This window comes from Euzebyella saccharophila (assembly GCF_014855495.1).
GTDB classification, from domain to species: Bacteria; Bacteroidota; Bacteroidia; order Flavobacteriales; family Flavobacteriaceae; genus Euzebyella; species Euzebyella saccharophila.
In genome coordinates this window covers 541,497-560,722 of sequence record NZ_JACYFJ010000002.1, presented here as the reverse complement: position 1 = coordinate 560,722, position 19,226 = coordinate 541,497, and the positions used below count along the sequence as shown (strand labels likewise).

Below are 19,226 nucleotides of genomic sequence, written 5' to 3'. Positions count from 1 at the left end.
GGTTAAGAGGTCATTTAGGTTGATGACCATTAATAGTTTTGTCGTTGTCCTGCATATTTTTTTCCACAATCATTTCATTGATGGAATTCATCACTTCAAAAAAACCGTTCAGCTTTTCTTGGGAAACTTTTGAGCGTACGGATTCATTAAATCGAAGCACAACATTTTTTGAGTCGTTTCTTTTCTCCAACCCAAAATCCGTAAGATGAATTAACACACCACGACCGTCTTTAGGGTTGGGTTTGCGTTCTATTAAGCCCTGTTCTTCCATTCTCTTGAGTATGCGTGACAGACTGGTGGCTTCCATTCCCATTTTAGGTCCTAAGGAGGTGGAGGGAGTTCCAGTTTTTGGGTCAATACTCAAAAGCGTAAAACCAACTGCCATGGTAGAACCAAATTTCTTTGCCTCCTCATTGTACATTCTGGCCACTGCTTGCCAGGTTGCACGAAGTGCATAATCAATTGTAATTTCTTTCATTGGTTGGACTTAGGTTGTTCAAATATAGAAAAATTTATTATGCATGCATAATAAATTTGTAAAAAAATAGCTTCCCTTGAATCAAAAAAATACTTTTTTATTAAGAGGTAAGTAGCTTACTTCTAGAAGTGTCTAGTGACCGTAAATATCATTGTAAAGAGTGTGATACTTCTCTTTTATTATTTTTCGACGGAGTTTCATGGTGGGGGTGAGATGACCTTCGCTAATGCTCCATACATCTGGTGTTAGCCTAAATTGTTTTACTTTTTCCCATTTGGCAAACTTTTCGTTGGCATCATCCACTTCTTTTTGGAATTGCTCCAGAACCTTTTCATTTAAAATAATATCCGAATTTTCAGGAATGGTAATATTATTGTTCTTTGCCCACTCGTTTAAATATTCAAAATCTGGTTGAATTAGGGCTGCAGGCATTTTTTCGCCCTCACCAACTACCATGATCTGTTCTATGAAACGAGATTGCTTGAAGCGGTTTTCCAATAGTTGGGGTGCCACATATTTTCCACCTGAAGTTTTGAACATTTCTTTCTTACGGTCGGTAATCTTCAAAAAACCTTGGCTGTCCACTTCTCCAATGTCGCCTGTGTGAAAATAGCCATCAATTAGAACTTCAGCTGTTTTTTCCGGGTCTTTGTAATAACCCATCATGACCTGTGGACCCTTTATGCAGATTTCGCCATCTTCGGCAATCTTAACTTCGGTTTGGCCTATAGGTTTGCCAACGGTGCCAATCTTAAATCCACCGTCACGCATGTCATTTACCGCAATAACGGGAGAGGTTTCGGTTAATCCGTATCCTTCCATCAATCCAAATTCGGCTGCATTGAAAATTCTGGCCAGTCTGGGTTGTAAGGCGGCACTACCAGATGCAATCAAATGGAGGTTGCCACCAAGTCCTTCCTTCCATTTTTTAAATATTAACTTTCTGGCAATGGCAAGTTTTTGTTCGTACCACCAGCCATTTTCTCCATAAGGTTGATACTGTAATCCTATTTCAATGGCCCAGAAGAAGAGTTTCTTTTTGATACCGGTTAGCTCGGTGCCCTTCGCCAATATCTTGTCGTATACTTTTTCAAGTAGACGGGGTACCGCTGTCATTACATGCGGACCGGTTTCCTTTAGGTTTTCACTAATTTTATCAAGTGATTCGGCGTAATAAATAGTAACCGCACGATATTGATATAGATAAATAAGCATGCGCTCATACACATGGCACAAGGGCAAAAAGCTCAATGATTTAGTTTTGCCATCTTCAATGGGAAACCGTTTAGAGCTTTCTATGGCGTTGCTAACAAGGTTCTGATGCGAAAGCATTACACCTTTAGGTCTTCCGGTAGTTCCCGAGGTATAAATTAGGGTAGCTAAATCTGTAGGCTTAACGGCATCCTTCAATTTTTCAACTTCATCTTGATTGGATTTATCCGCTCCCATTTCTAAAACCTCTTTCCAGTTTTTACAATTGGACAATTCATCAAAAGAGAATACTTCTTTCAAGTGCGGCACTTGATCTCGAATGGCACTAACCTTTTGATGTACTTCATCGCATGATATAAAACAATACTTTGCTTCAGAATGGTTAAGGACATAAGCGTAGTCCTCTTCTGAAATAGTGGGATAGATAGGTACGTTTTGCGCCCCAAGTTGCAAAATTCCTATATCCATAATGTTCCACTCTGTTCTGTTGGTCATGCTAATGACCGCAATTTTGTCATTGGGGCCTATACCCATTTTTAATAATGCCCTACTCATGGCGTTGGCCTGATCAATATAATCTTTGGTAGATGTAGACTTCCATACACCGTTAACTTTGGTTACCAATGATTTTTCCAAGTTGAACTTCTCCAACTGATAGTAAGGAAAGTCAAATAGTCGAGTGATTTCTTTCATAGTAGGCTTGAGTTAAGCTGTTGCAAATTATGAAAAGCGAACGGTATTTTAAAATGATATTTTCAATAGAGATGCAATTATAATGAATAATCCATATTTCAGGTGGTGCTAAAATTCCATTACTCGTTGAAAACCACTTATCCATAGATAGTTGGCATTCACCTACAAAAATATTCATTTCACAACAAAGTAGGAAAATACATATATAATAGTAGTAATTTCGTACTTTATATAATGATAATTATGAAGAACCTTTACCTACTTAAAACAAGGTCTAACATCCTTACCCAACTAATTTTAGTAGTTACAACATTTAGTTTGCAAGCACAATCGGAACCTTTCCTCTGTGACTACAATGCCTATTTATTCCAATATAACGACATCTATGCAGTTGATTTGGCATCCGGTAGTGCCTATATGGTTGCAGAAAATGTAACTTCTGGAAACATAAACGCAGCGGCTTATAATTCTGCTGACGGCTATATCTGGGGATATCTTTCTTCTCCAAGTAAGTCCATTGTTAGAATTGGTAAAAATTTTACCACTGATATTTATAACATTCCCGAATTACCGGACAGTAACAATAAATATGTAGGTGATATTTCCATTGACGGAATCTACTACTTCAGGTCAGGTTCCTCTACATTTTATGCGGTGGATTTAAATCCAGAATCCAATAATTACTTGGAATATGTGGGTGCCACCACCTTAAGCCAGAACATAAATATACATGATTGGGCCTTTAATGCTGTGGATGGTATGCTGTATTCTGTGGAGAAAGGATCTAACATTCTTTACCGTATCAATGTGGAAACAGGAGCGGTTTTACCTTTAGGGATTGTACCCATCTTATCTGGATTGAATTACACATTTGGAGCCGTATATTTTGATGTGGACGGTAATTTTTATGTTTCCGCAAATCAAACAGGATCTGTATATAAGATCAATGAGGTACATAACATATTGGTTGACGGAGTTATGCAATCCAACATTTTTGCTTTTGGACCGGCTTCCTCATTAAACGATGGAGCAAGGTGTCCAACCGCTCCTGTTCCTCAAGAAGATTGTTTAAATGGATTGGATGATGATGGAGACGGATTGACCGATTGTGACGATCCCGCTTGTTCAGGTATTGCCGCCTGTCCGGAAATAACACTCACTTCCGGTGCCAATGATGGTGGTTTGGAAAGTAACGATAGGTTATCGTCCTTAATTAATCAAAGAAATTACAATAGGGCTTCCACGAATTATAAATTCGACAAGTTAAGTGCCAAGGTCCTAAAGAAAGGCACGTTGTACGGGAAAACCGGGAAAAATAGTGCTGATGCCATTCCTCTTGCTGATCTGGTTCCTTTGGACATCATTGGCGAAACCAGTACCATAGAATCCTCCCCCGCAGATTTATTGAATCTTACCAATGCTTCGGATATTTATTCAGTTGATTATTTAAAGGACACAAATAATATTGGAGCGCTAATGGTCATTAAGACCGAGAATAAAGTTTATGAACACAGTAAATTTATTTGTGACCGTTTCTTGGGAGCTCAACTACTTTCTGTATCCAATATTCAATTAAGGGAAAAAGATTTCATAAAATCAATCATAAAACAGCCTGATGGAAATACAGAATTTGCTTTGTCCTTTTCCGCTAGGTTGAATGGGGATAATGAATTTGTCATTGAATCCCATTGGAATATTGATATGTACCCGAGCGATACCGCATATTATAATTTTCAAATCTGGTCCAATACCGTGGATGACCTATTGGCGTTGGCCGATGAAATCCTCAATCTATTGGAAGCCAATGCGGCCATAAATGTTTACAAAGGATCTACACCACCTCCCGTTTTTGTAAAATCTGCAAAATATGCCAAAGGTGAAGTTATTTTAAGTTTGGTGAATAACAATAGAGCAGGAGGAATAGACTTGGAAGGTGGAATCAAGAGGACCGAAACTATGGGTACGGAAACTATGTCTTTTGCAACACCTATTGAGGGGTATTTGGATTCCGTTTCTTTGAAAACGGGTAATATTTTTGATTTTGGATTTAGGATAAGCAACGTTAAAGGAGGCACCCCGGATGATTTGTTTGTAGCGGATGCTCCCTGGGGGCTAGATGCTTCGGCCGTAGGTACTACTGTAAGTGAGTACGAGGTAAAAGAAAGTACCGATCCCTATATGGAAGATGGCTATCCCATAGAAAGAAATATTTCCTTGAGCGGCAAGACTTCTAGCTATATTGGGGTATATAGGGCTCTAAGTCCAAGATTTGCAGCAGTTGATCTTTCCAATTATTCCAAACTCTCATTTGATGCACAGGGAACGGGTACTTTAGAGGTCAAGATTACCAAAGGTAATGGTCAAATTTTTGAAACCGAGGTTGCGTTGACTTCCGAGACTGAAAATTATCTCTTGGCGGCAGCAGACTTTACCGGTGATTCTGGAAGTACTGACTTTAGTAATATTAAAGTAATCAACTTTAATTTGGTGGCCAAAAATGGTGTTGAGGAAAATAAGGAAATGGAACTTTCCAATGTTACCTTTAATAATAAAGAAAAAGAAGCTCTTTTTGTACTAGAAGACACTAATGAGTCCTTATTATATCCAAACCCGGTAAAAGAAGAAGCAAGCCTTTATTTCTTTGAGGATAACGCTGGTACGTATACTTTAGAAATATTTGATCTTACAGGTAAGAAAATGTCTCAATGCAATCAAACAGGAGACACTCAAAAAGGTCAAAATAGAATAACAATTAAAAAGAATAGCCTTTCCCCTGGACTGTACCTTTATAAGCTTAGTAGTTCCAATGAAAAGATTTGGAGCAATAAGATTATGATTAAGTAAATTGGGCCCACACCCCTGTAAAGCATAGGGAATGGAACTGTATTTGGGGCATTAAAAATGCAGTTTCATTCCCTCATGACTTGCAGTAAAACCTAATTCTTTATAGAACGCTAGTGCTTCAGGTCTTTTTTTATCTGTGGTAAGTTGTATTAAGTGCGCCCCATTTTTTTCGGCAAACTCAATGGCCCATTCAAAAAGTTGTCTTCCTAATCCTTTTCCACGGTGATGGGGATGTACTCTAACCGCTTCAATTTGCGATCTTATACCGCCTTGATAAGTCAAATATTGTAAAAAGCTTAATTGAAGTGTTCCGATAACGGAACCTTTTGCATCCGCCAAAACCATTAGATGTTGATTTGCATCTGCCTGTATCTTTTCAAAAGCAGTATAATAGGTTTCGGGTAGCGGGTCCTTAAAATTTTCCCGTAATTCTCCTAGTTTGTCATTGGCTAAAAGAGCTATAATTTCAGGAACATCTTTTCGGGTGGCACGCCTAATTTTATACACTTCTTACTTTTTATTTTGCTTATCTACCCATTTTCTGGCATTTACAAAAGCCTCTAACCAAGGACTCACCTTATCCTTTCTATGTCTGGAATAATGCGCCCAGTTCCATGGGAAGATAGAACGTTCTATATGTGGCATGGTTACCAAATGCCTCCCCGTTTTGTCACAGAGCATAGCGGTATTAAAATCGCTACCATTAGGATTGGAAGGATAGCCTTCATAACCGTATTTTGCCACAATGGCGTATTGATTTTCAGATTGTGGAAGGCTAAATTTACCCTCTCCGTGAGAAATCCACACCCCCAAAGTAGTGCCTGCCAAGCTGGAAAGCATAACCGAATTATTCTCTTGAATTTTTACCGATGTAAAGCTACTTTCGTGTTTATGGCTCTCATTGTAGGTCATTCTTCCGTGTTTGTCATGTTCTGGATTGATAAGGTCCAATTCCATGAACAATTGACAACCGTTGCAGATTCCAATGGACAGCGTATCCGGTCTTTCAAAGAACTTTTTAATGGCCGTATTGGCCTTTTCGTTGTATTTGATGGCGCCGGCCCAACCCTTGGCGCTGCCTAAAACATCAGAATTTGAGAATCCACCTACGGCTCCAATAAACTGAATATCCTCTAAGGTTTCCCTACCGGATATTAAATCGGTCATGTGTACGTCTTTGACATCAAAACCCGCCAAGTACATTGCATTCGCCATTTCTCTTTCAGAATTACTTCCTTTTTCCCTGAGGATTGCGGCCTTTGGTCTTTCCCCGGTAAAGGAGGTGTAGTTTTCTAGGTCAATGCTTGTAGTAGCCGGGAATTTATAGGATAATGGCTGATTTTTATAGTTGTCAAAACGTTCTTGGGCGAGACCATTGGCAGTTTGTTGTTGATCTAAAAGGAAGGATGTTTTGTACCACGTATCCCTTAAGGAAGAAATGTTAAGTCCCATTTCCATGCCGTTGTTACGGATGGTCAACGTACCTTCGGAAACCACATGTCCAATTTTTTGTACCTGAATGTCCAAGTCTTTCAAGTAAGCTTCCACACTATCATCTTCGGCCTGAAAAACGATACTCGCATTTTCCGAAAACAATAATTTTATGGAATCATGTTCTCCTAAGTCCGTTAAGTCAATTTGTGCTCCTAAATCGGTATCGGCAAAACACATTTCCAATAAAGTGGTGATCAGTCCCCCAGAAGCCACATCGTGGCCCGCAATAATTTTTCTGTCCCTTATCAATTGCTGTACGGCATTAAAGGCCTTTTTAAAATTGGCCGCATCCGCTATGCTAGGGGCTTGGTTTCCAATCGTGTTTTTGACTTGAGCAAAAGAGGAGCCCCCTAATTTATAGGCATCTTGGGATAAATTGATGTAGTAAATGGCACCACCGTCTTTTTGAAGAACAGGTTCTACCACCTTATTAATATCATTGCAATGACCTGCTGCCGAAATAATTACGGTTCCCGGAGAAATAACATCCCCATCTTTATATTTCTGTTTCATGGAAAGCGAATCCTTACCCGTTGGCACATTGATGCCCAATTCAATAGCAAACTCTGAAACAGCCTTTACAGCTTTGTATAAACGGGCATCTTCGCCCTCGTTTTTACAGGGCCACATCCAGTTGGCAGAAAGGGAAATGGAATTTAAGCCTTCTCTTAGGGGAGCCCAGATAATATTGGTCAAAGCTTCGGCAATACTGTTTTTACTCCCCGCTGCGGGATCAATAAGCCCGGAAATAGGGGAGTGGCCAATACTAGTGGCAATCCCTTCCTTTCCTTTAAAATCCAAAGCCATTACGGCTACATTGTTTAAAGGTAGCTGTAAAGGACCGGCGCATTGCTGTTTGGCTACACGCCCACCTACACAACGGTCTACCTTATTTGTTAACCAGTCTTTACAGGCGACAGCTTCTAACTGAAGCACTTGATCTAGGTAATCATGAAAGAATTCCAATGAATATGTTGGCTCTGTGTAGCTTCGGCTAACGGTAGTATCTTCCAAAGTGGTTTTTGGCGAGCTTCCAAAAATATCGGAAAGATTTACGTCCATTGGCTTTTCGCTTGTGGTGCTGGATTCAAAGGTAAAACGGTCGTCACCAGTAACATCTCCCACTTCATACATAGGTGAGCGTTCCCTTTCCGCTATTCGTTGAAGCAAATCCGCATCTTTTTTGCCGATAACCAATCCCATACGTTCTTGTGATTCGTTACCAATAATTTCCTTGGCAGATAGGGTAGGGTCGCCCACTGGCAATTTGTCCAAATCTATTTTTCCACCGGTTTCCTCAACCAATTCCGACAAGCAGTTGAGGTGACCTCCTGCACCATGGTCATGAATGGAAACAATGGGGTTTTTATCGCTTTCCACCATCCCACGAATAGCATTGGCGGCCCTTTTTTGCATTTCAGGATTGGAACGTTGTACGGCGTTCAGCTCTATGGCAGAACTAAATTCTCCCGTATCCGCGCTGGAAACGGCTGCTCCGCCCATTCCTATTCTGTAATTGTCACCACCAAGAATAACAATTTTGTCCCCTTCTTTGGGTTGGTCCTTAATAGCCTGCTCCGTTTTTCCATACCCAATTCCACCGGCTTGCATAATTACCTTATCATACCCCAATCTTCTGGCTTTTTCTACCGTTGGGTCCGTATTCTCATCATGCTCAAAAGTAAGAACGGATCCAGCAATTAAGGGTTGCCCAAATTTGTTTCCAAAGTCTGATGCACCGTTGGATGCCTTAATAAGTATGTCCATTGGGGTTTGGTATAACCAGTCACGTTCCGGCATCGCTTTTTCCCAAGGCCTTTCTTTTTCCAAACGGGAATAAGCGGTCATGTAAACGGCGGTGCCTGCCAAGGGGAGGGAGCCTTTTCCTCCGGCAAGTCGATCCCTGATTTCTCCTCCAGAACCGGTGGCAGCTCCGTTAAAAGGTTCAACGGTGGTTGGGAAATTATGGGTTTCTGCCTTTAAGGAAATAACCGATTCAAACTCTTTTTCTTCGTAAAAATCGGGCTTATCGGCTGTTTTGGGCGCGAATTGGATGGCTTTAGGACCTTTTAAGAAGGCCACATTGTCCTTATAGGCCGAAACAATATCATTAGGGTTTTCCTGTGATGTTTTCTTTATCAGCTTAAATAGGGAAGAAGGCATTTCTTCTCCGTCTACAATAAAAGTACCATTGAATATTTTATGTCTACAATGCTCGGAATTCACCTGACTGAAACCAAAAACTTCGGAATCCGTTAGTTTTCTGCCCATTTTCTGTGAAAGATCGTTGAGGTAGGCTACCTCTTCATCGCTAAGCGCCAAACCTTCTTGGTCATTGTAGGCGGCAATGTCCTTAATCTCTAAAATGGGTTTTGGCGTAACATTAATAGTGTAAATTTCTTGACCCAACCCATTGTATTTTTGTGACAGCATAGGGTCAAAATCACTAAAGTTTTCCGCTACTGCCTGAAATTCCTCAATACGGATAACTCCATTCACACCCATGTTTTGGGTAATTTCCGAGGCATTGGTACTCCATGGGGTAATCATGGCAGCCCTAGGGCCAACAAAAAAGGCGTCTACAGACGCCGTTTGTATAAGGGGTTGGTTGCCAAACAACCAAACTAATTTGTTTATGTCTTCTTGATTGAGTTCGCTGGAAGTCTGAACAGCAAAAATCTTGGTACTGGAATCACCGAAAAAAAGAACCATTGATTATCTAGATTGATAGGTTTTTGAAAAGCACAAATTTACAGCTTTTCATCAAATTTAGCGCAGAGAATAATTAACAGAATAAGCCCTTTATTGTTGATTACTTTGGGCAGGCGGCTTTGTCCGCTTATGTGTTATACGCAGCAAGGGATTGCCATTGGACGTATATCTGCTATAACGCATGATTTAGTTAACCCCAAATAAAGCCAAGAGCAATAACCTAAATACTAGTTTTTTTCCAATAGGGCCATATAAAACCCGTCAAAACCACTTTTGGAGGCGAAAATGTTCTTTTCTTGAGTCAATTTAAAGTCTTTGCCCGCCTCTGAATTTAAAAATGACTGTATTTGATTGCTATTTTCTTGTGGCAATATGGAACAGGTGGCGTATACCATCTTTCCTTTGGGTTTTACTATGCGACTGTAGCTTTCCAGAATTTCGGATTGTGTTTTTACTATTTTATCCAAAAAATCTGGTTGCAATTTCCATTTAGTGTCCGGGTTTCTTCTAATAACTCCTAAGCCTGTACAAGGGGCATCTATCAAAACCCGGTCCGCGCTTCCATAAAGCTTTTTAATCACCTTGGTGGAATCTATCTCACGGGTTTCAATGTTGTGGGCGCCGTTTCTACGGGCCCTTCGTTTCAATTCCTTTAACTTACTTACGTAAATATCCATAGAGATCAATTGCCCCTTGTTTTCCATCAAAGAGGCCAAATGAAGCGATTTACCACCGGCGCCGGCACAGGTGTCTACCACGCGTTGCCCTGGTTGTACATCCAAAAGTTCAGAAACCAGTTGCGAAGAGGCATCCTGAACCTCAAAATAGCCTTTTTTAAAGGATTCGGTTACGAATACATTGGCTCGCTCCGGTAGTCTTAGAGCTAGGGGATACCCCTTAATAGGTTCTGCAACAATGCCTTCGTTCAATAGTTCCTTGCGCAGTTTTTCCTTTGTAATCTTTAAGGTATTGGTCCTTAGGATAACTTCCGCTTGCTCATTTAGGGCTGCTATTTCCTTGGTCCAAAGTTTATCTCCAAGAGCTTTTTCGCATATATCGTCTATCCAGTCCGGCACGGCCTCCCTAAATTTCCTGATTTTAGAAAGCTCATCGAACTTTCCTTTTATACGCCTTTCTGGAGTGGGTTCTATTTGCTTCCAATCGGGCAAGGTAATACCTTTTAAAACGGCCCAAACAGCCCACATTCTAAAAAGTTCCGGTCTGTTGTAGGGGGCTTTTACACCGGCAATCTCTGCGTACAACCTTTTATAACGGACCATTTCATAAGTGGTTTCCGCTATAAATCCACGGTCCCTTGATCCCCAACGCTTGTCAAACTTTAGTACTTTCTGTACTACTTTATCCGCATATTCCCCTTCATTGAAAATTAGATTAAGCGCATCGATTACTGCGAAGACAAGATTTCTGTGTAGTCTCATGGTGTACGGTTCTAAAAAGATGGGTGCAAAGGTATTGTATTCGTGCGGAATCCCTGTATTTTTGAGAAATTTTATGTTCATGCGAATACGAATCGTTTTAATCCTGCTTTTATGTTTGGTTTCCTGTTCTCAAAAGGAAGAGAGAACTCCGTTTTCATCCGTCACGGTTTCTAATCTATATCAAGACTCTATAAGTGTGAGGGCCATAGAAATTATGGGAAACAGTTTGGCTTTTGCAGCAAACAAAGGTGTTTTTGGAACTGTGGATTTACGAAATGGCAACGTGAGGACCAATGTGATGCAGGAAGATAGCCTTTTGCCTGAGTTTAGGGCAATAGCCCATACAACTACCGATTTTTTTATGCTTTCCGTTTCCAATCCGGCTTTGTTGTACAAAACGGGTAACAAGGGAAAGATGGAATTGATGTACAAGGAAGAGGGAGCGTCGGTATTTTATGATGCCATGCAGTTTTGGAACGATTTGGAAGGTATTGCCATAGGCGATAGTATGGATGGCTGTTTAAGTATAATCATTACTAGGGATGGCGGAGAAACTTGGAAGAAATTGAATTGTGATTTGCTACCAAAGGCAATAGAGGGGGAAGGAGCCTTTGCGGCCAGTAATACAAATATTGCTATTTGGGGAAATACTACCTGGGTTGCTACAACGGCAGGAAGAATTTATTTTTCTCCGGATAAGGGTAAAACTTGGAACATTCAAACTACTCCGATAGCCGCTGAGGAGCCAACTCAGGGAATTTACAGCATGGACTTTTACAATGAAAAACTGGGCATTGCCTTTGGGGGAGATTACACCAAACCTGAAGGTGACCAGGCAAATAAGGCCATTACGTTTGATGGAGGTACAACTTGGGAATCAATGGCTAATGGAGAGGAGCCGCCGTACAAAAGCTGTGTGCAATTTGTACCTAATTCTGACGGTAAGGAGATGGTGGCTCTTGGTTTTACCGGTATCAGCTATACATCCGATCAAGGGAAGCATTGGAAAAAACTCTCCAATGAAGAGTTGTATACCCTACGGTTTTTAAATGATTCTGTGGCCTATGCGGCAGGAAAAAATAGAATAGCCAAATTGGTTTTCAAATAAAAGGGACAAGCAGCGTACTACTTGTCCCAGAATCTATAACCTGTCTTATTAGATTTTGACAACTACAAAGTTTCTTCCTCTTTTCTTGTAGTAGATACCATTGGATAGATAGCGTTTTTTTCCTTTTACCAAAACAACTCTATGTGTTCTGGGTAATGTTCTTACCTTTATTCCTATTGGTGGCCGAACCACCACCAACTTTCTTCCTCTGGTTACATACCAATTTCCATTTTTAAATTGATATTTTTTCCCTTTGAATACAATTATATTAGTAGTACTTCTAGGGCTTACCCTAGTAATTACATTTTCAACGCTTGTGGCGGTTGAATTAGCAAAAGATTGATTACTCATAGTTAAAATCAATGCCAACAGTAGTAAAAATTTAAGATTTCTCATAGTCTCTAATTTTAAAGGTTTCTATAAATAAGACTTTGAAATAGGCTAGTGGTTTAATGAAAAAAGAGGCTTAAAGCCTCTTTTTACGTGTTGTTTATCGAAATTTTTTTCTCGCTATCTATTGCCTCTGCGCTCGTGGTACCTTTTTATCAGTTCTTTTTTAAACTCTTCTTCTGAGCGTAACAAAAGCATTGTTTTACGGGCAGATATTACTTTGCTAACCGATTCCAAAAATTGCTTTTCTACTTTTTCTTCATCTTGTTCATACTTCAAATACCGATCCAGCAATTCTTTGGCTTCCTTTTCGGAAATGTCGTTTACGTTCCTAATTTTCGTTCTAATTTCTTCGTGTTGCTTTCTTCTTAAGTCATTTCGGTCTTCCTCATATTTATTGTACAAGGGCCAAAATTCTTGTGCCTCCTTACTGCTAAGGTCAAGTCTTTCTGTCATAAAAGCCACTTTTAAAGATTTGATCTTGTCCTTTTTAGATTGACCAAAAGTGAGGCTACTGACTAAGATAAAAGCAGTAAATAGAACTTTGATTATACTTTTATTCATCATATTCGAGATTAAGTGATTCAAAATCCTCAATATTTTCATTGAGGTAATCTACCATTTGTTCATCGCCCCATTGATCTTCAACAATATCATAAACTTCCAATTGGTCTACGGGTATTACTTCGGCCAGTTCATAACTGGTAATGCCAATATCATTGTTTTGAAAATAGGCTTCTATTTCAGAGTGCGCCAAATCATCAAAAGTAGGTTGCTTCTTGTTCAGACCTAAGTTGATGGCCAAGGCAACAATTAGAACGGCGGCAATGGAAGCTCCCAAATAATAGTAGTTTTTAAAAAGAGGAAGCTTAACGACTTTAGGATCAGAAACTTCCATCTTCTCTATGACCCGCGAATGAATGTCATTAAAATAACCCTTGGGTACACCAAAACCCTCCTCCACGGGAAAGTTAGGCTGGCCTTCTGAAATTTTTTCTTTAAGGCGGTCTTCAAAACTCCCAAAATAGTTTTCGGGCGTTTTAAAAGGATTATTTTTTGAGTTCTGGTCCATTGCTTTTATTTGACATTCAAAACCTTAAAAGGTTTAATCGGTTTTTAAAAAAGCTTCAATTTTTTTAACCGCTAAATGATAGCTTGCCTTGAGGCCTCCTACAGAAGTTTCTAGAATTTCAGAAATTTCCTCGTATTTCATTTCCTGAAAATATTTCATATTGAAAACCAATTTTTGCTTTTCGGGCAAAGTGGCCAAGGCTTGTTGTAATTTTAACTGTATTTCGTCTCCTTCAAAATATACGTCCGCCTCTAAATTTTGGACGATTTGCTCCTGAAGCTCCCCATCCGTTAAACCGCCGCGGCGGGCTTTCTTTTTTAAGAATGACAAGGCCTCATTGGTAGCTATCCTGTACATCCAAGAATAAAGTTTGCTTTCGCCCTTAAATCCGTCAATATTCCTATACACCTTTATAAAAGTATTCTGTAGCACATCATCCGCATCATCATGATTCATTACAATTTGCCTAATATGCCAATACAATTGGGTCTTATAGGTATTTACCAAGACCTCAAAAGCTTCTGATAGGCTTTCTTTTTGTTGTAATTGATGCACTAAGGTTTCTTCCGTAACCAAATTAAAAGGCTTAATTATATAGGTTGGACTTTTTTTAAAAGCAAAGGTTTAATGGGCGGGTCGAATTTTATTCTAACCCAATGACTGCATGGCCACCAGTTTTTTGTAGACCCCTTCTTTTTCCATGAGCTGCTGATGCGTGCCCTGTTCCACAATTTCACCCTTTTGAAGCACTACAATGGTATTGGCATTTTGAATCGTTGACAAACGATGGGCTATTACAATGGATGTTCTGTTCTGCATCATTTTTTCCAACGCGTCCTGTACCAATCGCTCACTTTCTGTATCAAGGGCCGATGTAGCCTCGTCCAGAATCATAATCGGTGGGTTTTTAAGAACGGCACGGGCTATGGAAAGGCGTTGCTTTTGCCCACCGCTCAATTTATTGCCACTATCCCCAATGTTGGTATTATACCCGTTTGGAAGTTCCATAATGAAATCATGGGCATTGGCAATTTTTGCCGCTTCCATAATTTCGGCCTCAGAGGCATTTTCCTTTCCTAAGGAGATATTTTTGGCTACGGTATCATTAAATAGAATAGAATCTTGTGTGACAAGGCCAAGTAATGAGCGCAAGGACTTTTTGGTAATGTCTTTGATATTTTGATCATCCAGAGAAATCTCCCCTTCATTTACGTCGTAAAAACGGGTTACCAAATTGGCAATGGTACTTTTTCCACTGCCCGATTGACCTACCAAGGCTATCGTATGCCCCTTGGGAATGGTAAGGTTAAAATTCTTAAGAACGAATTCATCCTCGTATTTAAAGGAAACATTTTTAAGATGTAGGCCCTTCTCAAATGAACTTTTCTCAATTGCGTTGGGTCGATCTGAAATGGGGTTTTCTGTTTCCAGAATCTCCAATACCCTTTCTGCAGCGGCGTTTCCTTTTTTAACACCATAGGAAGCCTTGCTGATAGCCTTTGCAGGAGTGAGAATATTGTACGCCAAACCCATATAGGCAATAAAGGACGAAGGATCCAGTGTTTTTTCTACCAACACCATTTTTCCCCCGAACCACAATAAGACCCCTATTACCAATATTCCCAAAAATTCACCGGTTGGGGAGGCCAAATTTTGACGGTTCAATAACGTATTTGAAAATCTAAAAAAGCGCGTGGTAGATTTATCAAAAAGACGGTAAAAGTAGGATTCTGAATTAAAGGCTTTGATTACTCTGAGACCTCCTAGGGTTTCTTCCACAATGGATAGGAATTCACCTTGCTCCCTTTGGACCCTATCCGATTTCTTTTTTAAAGATTTTCCAATTCTGGAAATTATAGCCCCGGCAATAGGTATGAAAATGAAAACGAAAAGGGTGAGTTTGGTACTTATACCAAACATAATTAATATGGTGAAAAGGATGGTCAAGGGTTCTCTCACTATGAGTTCCAAAATGGACAAAAATGAATGCTGAATCTCCAGAACATCCGAAGTTATCCTGGCAATCACATCACCTTTACGTTTTTCAGAATAAAATGAAATAGGAAGTTCAACTATCTTACTGTACATTTTGTTCCTAATGTCCTTTAAAACCCCATTCCTAAGAAAGGTTATAAAGTACATTGCCAAATAGTTAAAGAAATTCTTTAGTAAAAAAAGCACCAAAACCAGTCCAATTACCAATATCAAACCTTTCATTTCATCATCACCGGAATACTCCGTGACCCTAAAGTTGATATAGGCTTGTAGATAGTCCTTAATATCACTGAAGCCCGTATAAACGGGCTCTACAGTGACTCTATTTTCAGGCTTGAACAACACGTCTAGCATTGGAATCAGTGCAGCAAAAGAAAGTGCACTAAACAAGGCATATAGGATGTTGAAAAAAATGTTTAAATACCCGTATTTGCTGTAAGGTTTTGCAAACCGAAGGATTTTTTTAAAATACTCCATCAACCGAGGTTCAATTCTCCCAATATGGTATTGATTTTATCATCCAGAGTAGCGGAAACCCTTTTAAAATTGGCCGCTTGGACCAATTTTGCATTCGTGCTAATGTAAAATTTCACTTTAGGTTCCGTTCCACTAGGTCTGGCAGCGATTCGGGTACCATCTTCCGTTTCATAAATAAGCACATTTGATTTTGGAATGTCTATGGATTTTTCCTCTCCCGTAAGCACATTTTTGGCAATACTGGTATTATAATCCTCGATCCATTTTACCTTGGAACCTGCCACGCTGGAAACGGGATTTTCTTTAAAGTCCTTCAACATCTGCTTAATTTCCTCGGCACCGCTCATACCTTTTTTGGTGATGGATATCAACTTTTCTTTGTAAAAACCGTAATCAACATAGCATTGAATAAGGTCTTTATAGAATGAACTACCATTTGCCTTAGCTTGGGAGGCTATTTCACAGGCCAATAGGGTAGAGGTAACGGCATCTTTATCCCTGACAAAATCGCCTACCATATAACCAAAACTTTCCTCTCCACCTCCAATAAAATGTGATTGTGGAAAATCCTTGATCATTTTACCGATCCATTTAAATCCGGTCAGGGCCGTTTTAAATTCTACACCATAGGCCTTTGCCATGGCTTCCATCATAGGGGTTGAAACAATCGTAGTCGCTACAAATTCATTACCCTTAAATCCTTTGTTTTTTTGTTGTTCCAAAAGAAATTTGGTCATCAGTATCATGGCTTGGTTGCCATTCACAATTTCCATTTCTCCGTCCAAATTTCTTACGGCAATTCCTAAACGGTCACTATCAGGGTCGGTACCTACAACCATATCCGCACCAATCTCTTCGGCTTTTTTAATGGCCATGGATAATGCTTCCGACTCTTCAGGGTTAGGAGATTTCACCGTTGGAAAATTACCATTGGGTTCCGCTTGTTCTTCAATAATAGTTACATTTTTATAACCGGCACGTTTTAAAACTTCCGGTATAGCGGTAATAGATGTTCCGTGTAGCGATGTGAAAACGATTTTAAATTCATCTTTTCCTGGGGCATTGAAATTTCCGTTTTTTACCGAGGCTTCAAAAAAAGCTTCGTCTACCTCTTTATCTATTAATTGAATCAAGGAATCGTTGGCGTTGAAGTTGATATCTTCATAGGCCAACGCATTGATTTCAGAAATTATTTCGCCATCCTGTGGGGGTACAATTTGCCCTCCATCAGTCCAATACACTTTATAGCCGTTATATTCCGGTGGATTGTGGGATGCCGTCAACACTATTCCCGCATGGCAACCAAGGTGTCTCACGGCAAAAGATAATTCTGGGGTGGTTCTTAAACTTGAGAATAGGTACACATTAATACCGTTGGCAGATAACACCTCTGCAACAGTTCTTGCCAAGGTGTCACTATTATTACGGCAATCAAAAGCGATTACCACTTTAATATCTTCTCCCTCATACACTTTCTTAAGGTAATTGCTTAGCCCTTGTGTACTTTTGCCTAAGGTATATTTATTGATTCTATTGGTGCCAACGCCCATTATACCGCGCATACCACCAGTTCCAAACTCCATATTTTTATAGAAACGGTCTTTTAGCTCTTCGGTATCGTTTGCAATAAGATCTTGAATTTCCTGTTTTACTTCAGGGTCAAAGAAGTCTGTAAGCCAACTTTTGGCAGTGTTTAAAATGGCATCCATAGTATATAGTTCGTGATTTTTAGTATCTAAATTTAAGAAGAATATTGATTTTCCTTGGGCTGAAAGTTAATTTCTTCGGAAACATTATACCGGCTCTCGTATTTCTTGGAACGGATTAACATTTCACCCAAAAAACCTGCTAAAAATAATTGTGTTCCTAAAATCATGGCGGTCAAGGAAATGAAAAATTGTGGACGGTCTGTTATCAATCTTCCCGTGGGATTTATAAAAAGCTTATCGATACCCAAATAGAGAGCAAAGCCAAACCCAACAATGAACATAAGTACACCTAGGGCACCAAATAGGTGCATGGGTTGCTTTCCAAATTTGGATACGAACCAAATGGTAAGTAAATCTAAAAATCCATTAATAAATCGCTCCATACCAAACTTGGTCTTTCCATATTTTCTAGCCTGGTGCTGCACTATTTTTTCCCCAATTTTACTGAAGCCTGCATTTTTGGCCAATACTGGAATATACCTGTGCATTTCTCCCGAAACTTCAATGCTTTTAATTACTCGTTGATCAAAGGCCTTCAATCCACAATTGAAATCATTGAGTTGCACACCAGAGGTTTGTCTGGCCGCCCAATTGAATAGTTTGGAAGGTAAATTTTTAGATAAAACGGAATCAAATCTTTTCTTTTTCCACCCTGAAACCAAATCGTAATTTTCTTCGTTTATGAGGCGGTACAACTCAGGTATTTCTTCCGGATTGTCCTGTAGATCGGCATCCATGGTGATAACGACCCTGCCCTTGGCCGCTTTAAAACCGGCGTGCAAGGCTTGCGATTTGCCAAAATTCTTTACAAATCTAATACCTTTAACTTGTGAATCTTGTAAAGAAATTTCAGCTATTTTAGCCCAAGAACTATCCGTACTCCCATCATCAATAAAAATTATTTCATAGGAATACCCGTTAGATCGCATCACTTTTGCAATCCAGTCATAAAGTTCAATAAGTGATTCTTCCTCGTTAAGGAGAGGTATGATTATGGACAGATCCATGCAATTATTCTATAGGTCTGCCCAAAAGTACAACTTTGCAGTTAATACGCAGGCTTTTGTTTTTTAAGAATTAGACCCGTAATTAAACCTATGACCAAACCAATGATGACATTGAAAATGATAATGATCGGGTAGGATATCCATGCAAACTTCTTCTGCATTTCTATGCCTTGGTCTATCTGCTCTGGGGTAAGTTTAGGATTGTCTGCCAAGGCTTGTTGTTTACCAATCTCATACATATTGTCCATAAAATCTGGCTCAACATAGTTTGAAAAAACAAAAAAGTAGATAATACCCAAAATTCCGGAAATTAAAGCAACACCAGCGCCAATTTTTAGGGCTTCGGATAACGTTAAAAAAGTTAGGTTCGCTTTCTTGAATTGAACAATGGCTAGGATGACACCGGCAGCAAGTATGGCTATTTGGGTTCCTTGAACGGCCATGCCTCTCTCATAGTGCATGTCCATAGTGTATAACATGATGCCAAAAATAATTCCTATTCCTCCAGTGATCAATCCATAATTTAGGGAGAATTTAGCTGGCTTGGGTAGATTTTCTTCCATTTTACTTTTTATTTAGGTTGTTTTCCGTTTGTA

General features: G+C 39.6%; 15 protein-coding genes. 2 read left to right on the top strand and 13 right to left on the bottom strand.

Features of this window, described 5'->3' with window-relative positions:
- Positions 1-10 precede the first annotated feature (10 nt).
- Complete coding sequence (locus tag IL355_RS08985; RefSeq protein WP_192461826.1) at positions 11-478, bottom strand: MarR family winged helix-turn-helix transcriptional regulator; 468 nt, start codon at positions 476-478, stop codon at positions 11-13.
- 132 nt (positions 479-610) lie between these two features.
- Positions 611-2,383 carry an AMP-dependent synthetase/ligase gene (locus tag IL355_RS08980; protein WP_192461825.1) on the bottom strand — a complete coding sequence of 591 codons (1,773 nt, stop codon included), beginning with the start codon at positions 2,381-2,383 and terminating at the stop codon, positions 611-613.
- A gap of 243 nt (positions 2,384-2,626) precedes the next feature.
- On the opposite strand from IL355_RS08980, the gene IL355_RS08975 reads away from it, so the two are divergent.
- On the top strand, positions 2,627-5,227 hold the full coding sequence (locus IL355_RS08975; RefSeq protein WP_192461824.1) for a T9SS type A sorting domain-containing protein: 2,601 nt from the start codon (positions 2,627-2,629) through the stop codon (positions 5,225-5,227).
- Positions 5,228-5,278: 51 nt separating this feature from the next.
- Here the strand turns inward: IL355_RS08975 and IL355_RS08970 are convergent, their stop codons facing one another.
- The 3 genes from IL355_RS08970 to IL355_RS08960 form a co-directional block, all read right to left on the bottom strand.
- Positions 5,279-5,734, bottom strand: coding sequence for a GNAT family N-acetyltransferase (locus IL355_RS08970; RefSeq protein WP_192461823.1), 456 nt, complete (start codon positions 5,732-5,734; stop codon positions 5,279-5,281).
- 3 nt (positions 5,735-5,737) lie between these two features.
- Complete coding sequence (purL, locus tag IL355_RS08965; RefSeq protein WP_192461822.1) at positions 5,738-9,433, bottom strand: phosphoribosylformylglycinamidine synthase; 3,696 nt, start codon at positions 9,431-9,433, stop codon at positions 5,738-5,740.
- A 227-nt stretch (positions 9,434-9,660) separates the two neighbouring features.
- Positions 9,661-10,872: an RsmB/NOP family class I SAM-dependent RNA methyltransferase gene (locus tag IL355_RS08960; protein ID WP_192462120.1), complete on the bottom strand. Its 1,212-nt coding sequence runs from the start codon at positions 10,870-10,872 to the stop codon at positions 9,661-9,663.
- 79 nt (positions 10,873-10,951) lie between these two features.
- On the opposite strand from IL355_RS08960, the gene IL355_RS08955 reads away from it, so the two are divergent.
- Positions 10,952-11,980: a WD40/YVTN/BNR-like repeat-containing protein gene (locus IL355_RS08955; protein ID WP_192461821.1), complete on the top strand. Its 1,029-nt coding sequence runs from the start codon at positions 10,952-10,954 to the stop codon at positions 11,978-11,980.
- A gap of 48 nt (positions 11,981-12,028) precedes the next feature.
- On the opposite strand, the gene IL355_RS08950 is transcribed toward IL355_RS08955, so the two are convergent.
- The 8 genes from IL355_RS08950 to IL355_RS08915 all read right to left on the bottom strand — a co-directional run bounded on the left by IL355_RS08950 (position 12,029) and on the right by IL355_RS08915 (position 19,193).
- Positions 12,029-12,376, bottom strand: a complete 348-nt coding sequence (locus tag IL355_RS08950; protein ID WP_192461820.1) for a DUF6515 family protein — start codon at positions 12,374-12,376, stop codon at positions 12,029-12,031.
- Positions 12,377-12,490: 114 nt separating this feature from the next.
- Positions 12,491-12,826 (bottom strand): hypothetical protein, encoded by a 336-nt coding sequence (locus IL355_RS08945; RefSeq protein ID WP_192461819.1) that lies wholly within the window; start codon positions 12,824-12,826, stop codon positions 12,491-12,493.
- A gap of 100 nt (positions 12,827-12,926) precedes the next feature.
- Complete coding sequence (locus IL355_RS08940; protein ID WP_192461818.1) at positions 12,927-13,442, bottom strand: hypothetical protein; 516 nt, start codon at positions 13,440-13,442, stop codon at positions 12,927-12,929.
- Positions 13,443-13,475: 33 nt separating this feature from the next.
- Entirely contained in the window at positions 13,476-14,018 is a 543-nt protein-coding gene (locus IL355_RS08935; RefSeq protein WP_192461817.1) for an RNA polymerase sigma factor, read from the bottom strand.
- A 72-nt stretch (positions 14,019-14,090) separates the two neighbouring features.
- Positions 14,091-15,914: an ABC transporter ATP-binding protein gene (locus IL355_RS08930; RefSeq protein WP_192461816.1), complete on the bottom strand. Its 1,824-nt coding sequence runs from the start codon at positions 15,912-15,914 to the stop codon at positions 14,091-14,093.
- Positions 15,914-17,623: a phospho-sugar mutase gene (locus IL355_RS08925; protein ID WP_192461815.1), complete on the bottom strand. Its 1,710-nt coding sequence runs from the start codon at positions 17,621-17,623 to the stop codon at positions 15,914-15,916. The genes IL355_RS08930 and IL355_RS08925 overlap by 1 nt, the downstream gene beginning before the upstream one ends.
- Before the next feature lie 32 nt (positions 17,624-17,655).
- Entirely contained in the window at positions 17,656-18,630 is a 975-nt protein-coding gene (locus IL355_RS08920) for a glycosyltransferase family 2 protein (RefSeq protein WP_192461814.1), read from the bottom strand.
- 41 nt (positions 18,631-18,671) lie between these two features.
- Positions 18,672-19,193 carry a DUF4199 domain-containing protein gene (locus IL355_RS08915; protein WP_192461813.1) on the bottom strand — a complete coding sequence of 174 codons (522 nt, stop codon included), beginning with the start codon at positions 19,191-19,193 and terminating at the stop codon, positions 18,672-18,674.
- Positions 19,194-19,226 lie beyond the last annotated feature (33 nt).

Coding starts and splice junctions, on each gene's coding strand:
- IL355_RS08985 (WP_192461826.1), bottom strand. CDS start 478: ATGAAAGAAATTACAATTGATTATGCACTTCGTGCAACCTGGCAAGCA.
- IL355_RS08940 (WP_192461818.1), bottom strand. CDS start 13,442: ATGGACCAGAACTCAAAAAATAATCCTTTTAAAACGCCCGAAAACTAT.
- purL (WP_192461822.1), bottom strand. CDS start 9,433: ATGGTTCTTTTTTTCGGTGATTCCAGTACCAAGATTTTTGCTGTTCAG.
- IL355_RS08930 (WP_192461816.1), bottom strand. CDS start 15,914: ATGGAGTATTTTAAAAAAATCCTTCGGTTTGCAAAACCTTACAGCAAA.
- IL355_RS08925 (WP_192461815.1), bottom strand. CDS start 17,623: ATGGATGCCATTTTAAACACTGCCAAAAGTTGGCTTACAGACTTCTTT.
- IL355_RS08975 (WP_192461824.1), top strand. CDS start 2,627: ATGAAGAACCTTTACCTACTTAAAACAAGGTCTAACATCCTTACCCAA.
- IL355_RS08915 (WP_192461813.1), bottom strand. CDS start 19,193: ATGGAAGAAAATCTACCCAAGCCAGCTAAATTCTCCCTAAATTATGGA.
- IL355_RS08955 (WP_192461821.1), top strand. CDS start 10,952: ATGCGAATACGAATCGTTTTAATCCTGCTTTTATGTTTGGTTTCCTGT.
- IL355_RS08960 (WP_192462120.1), bottom strand. CDS start 10,872: ATGAGACTACACAGAAATCTTGTCTTCGCAGTAATCGATGCGCTTAAT.
- IL355_RS08950 (WP_192461820.1), bottom strand. CDS start 12,376: ATGAGAAATCTTAAATTTTTACTACTGTTGGCATTGATTTTAACTATG.
- IL355_RS08980 (WP_192461825.1), bottom strand. CDS start 2,383: ATGAAAGAAATCACTCGACTATTTGACTTTCCTTACTATCAGTTGGAG.
- IL355_RS08920 (WP_192461814.1), bottom strand. CDS start 18,630: ATGGATCTGTCCATAATCATACCTCTCCTTAACGAGGAAGAATCACTT.
- IL355_RS08945 (WP_192461819.1), bottom strand. CDS start 12,826: ATGACAGAAAGACTTGACCTTAGCAGTAAGGAGGCACAAGAATTTTGG.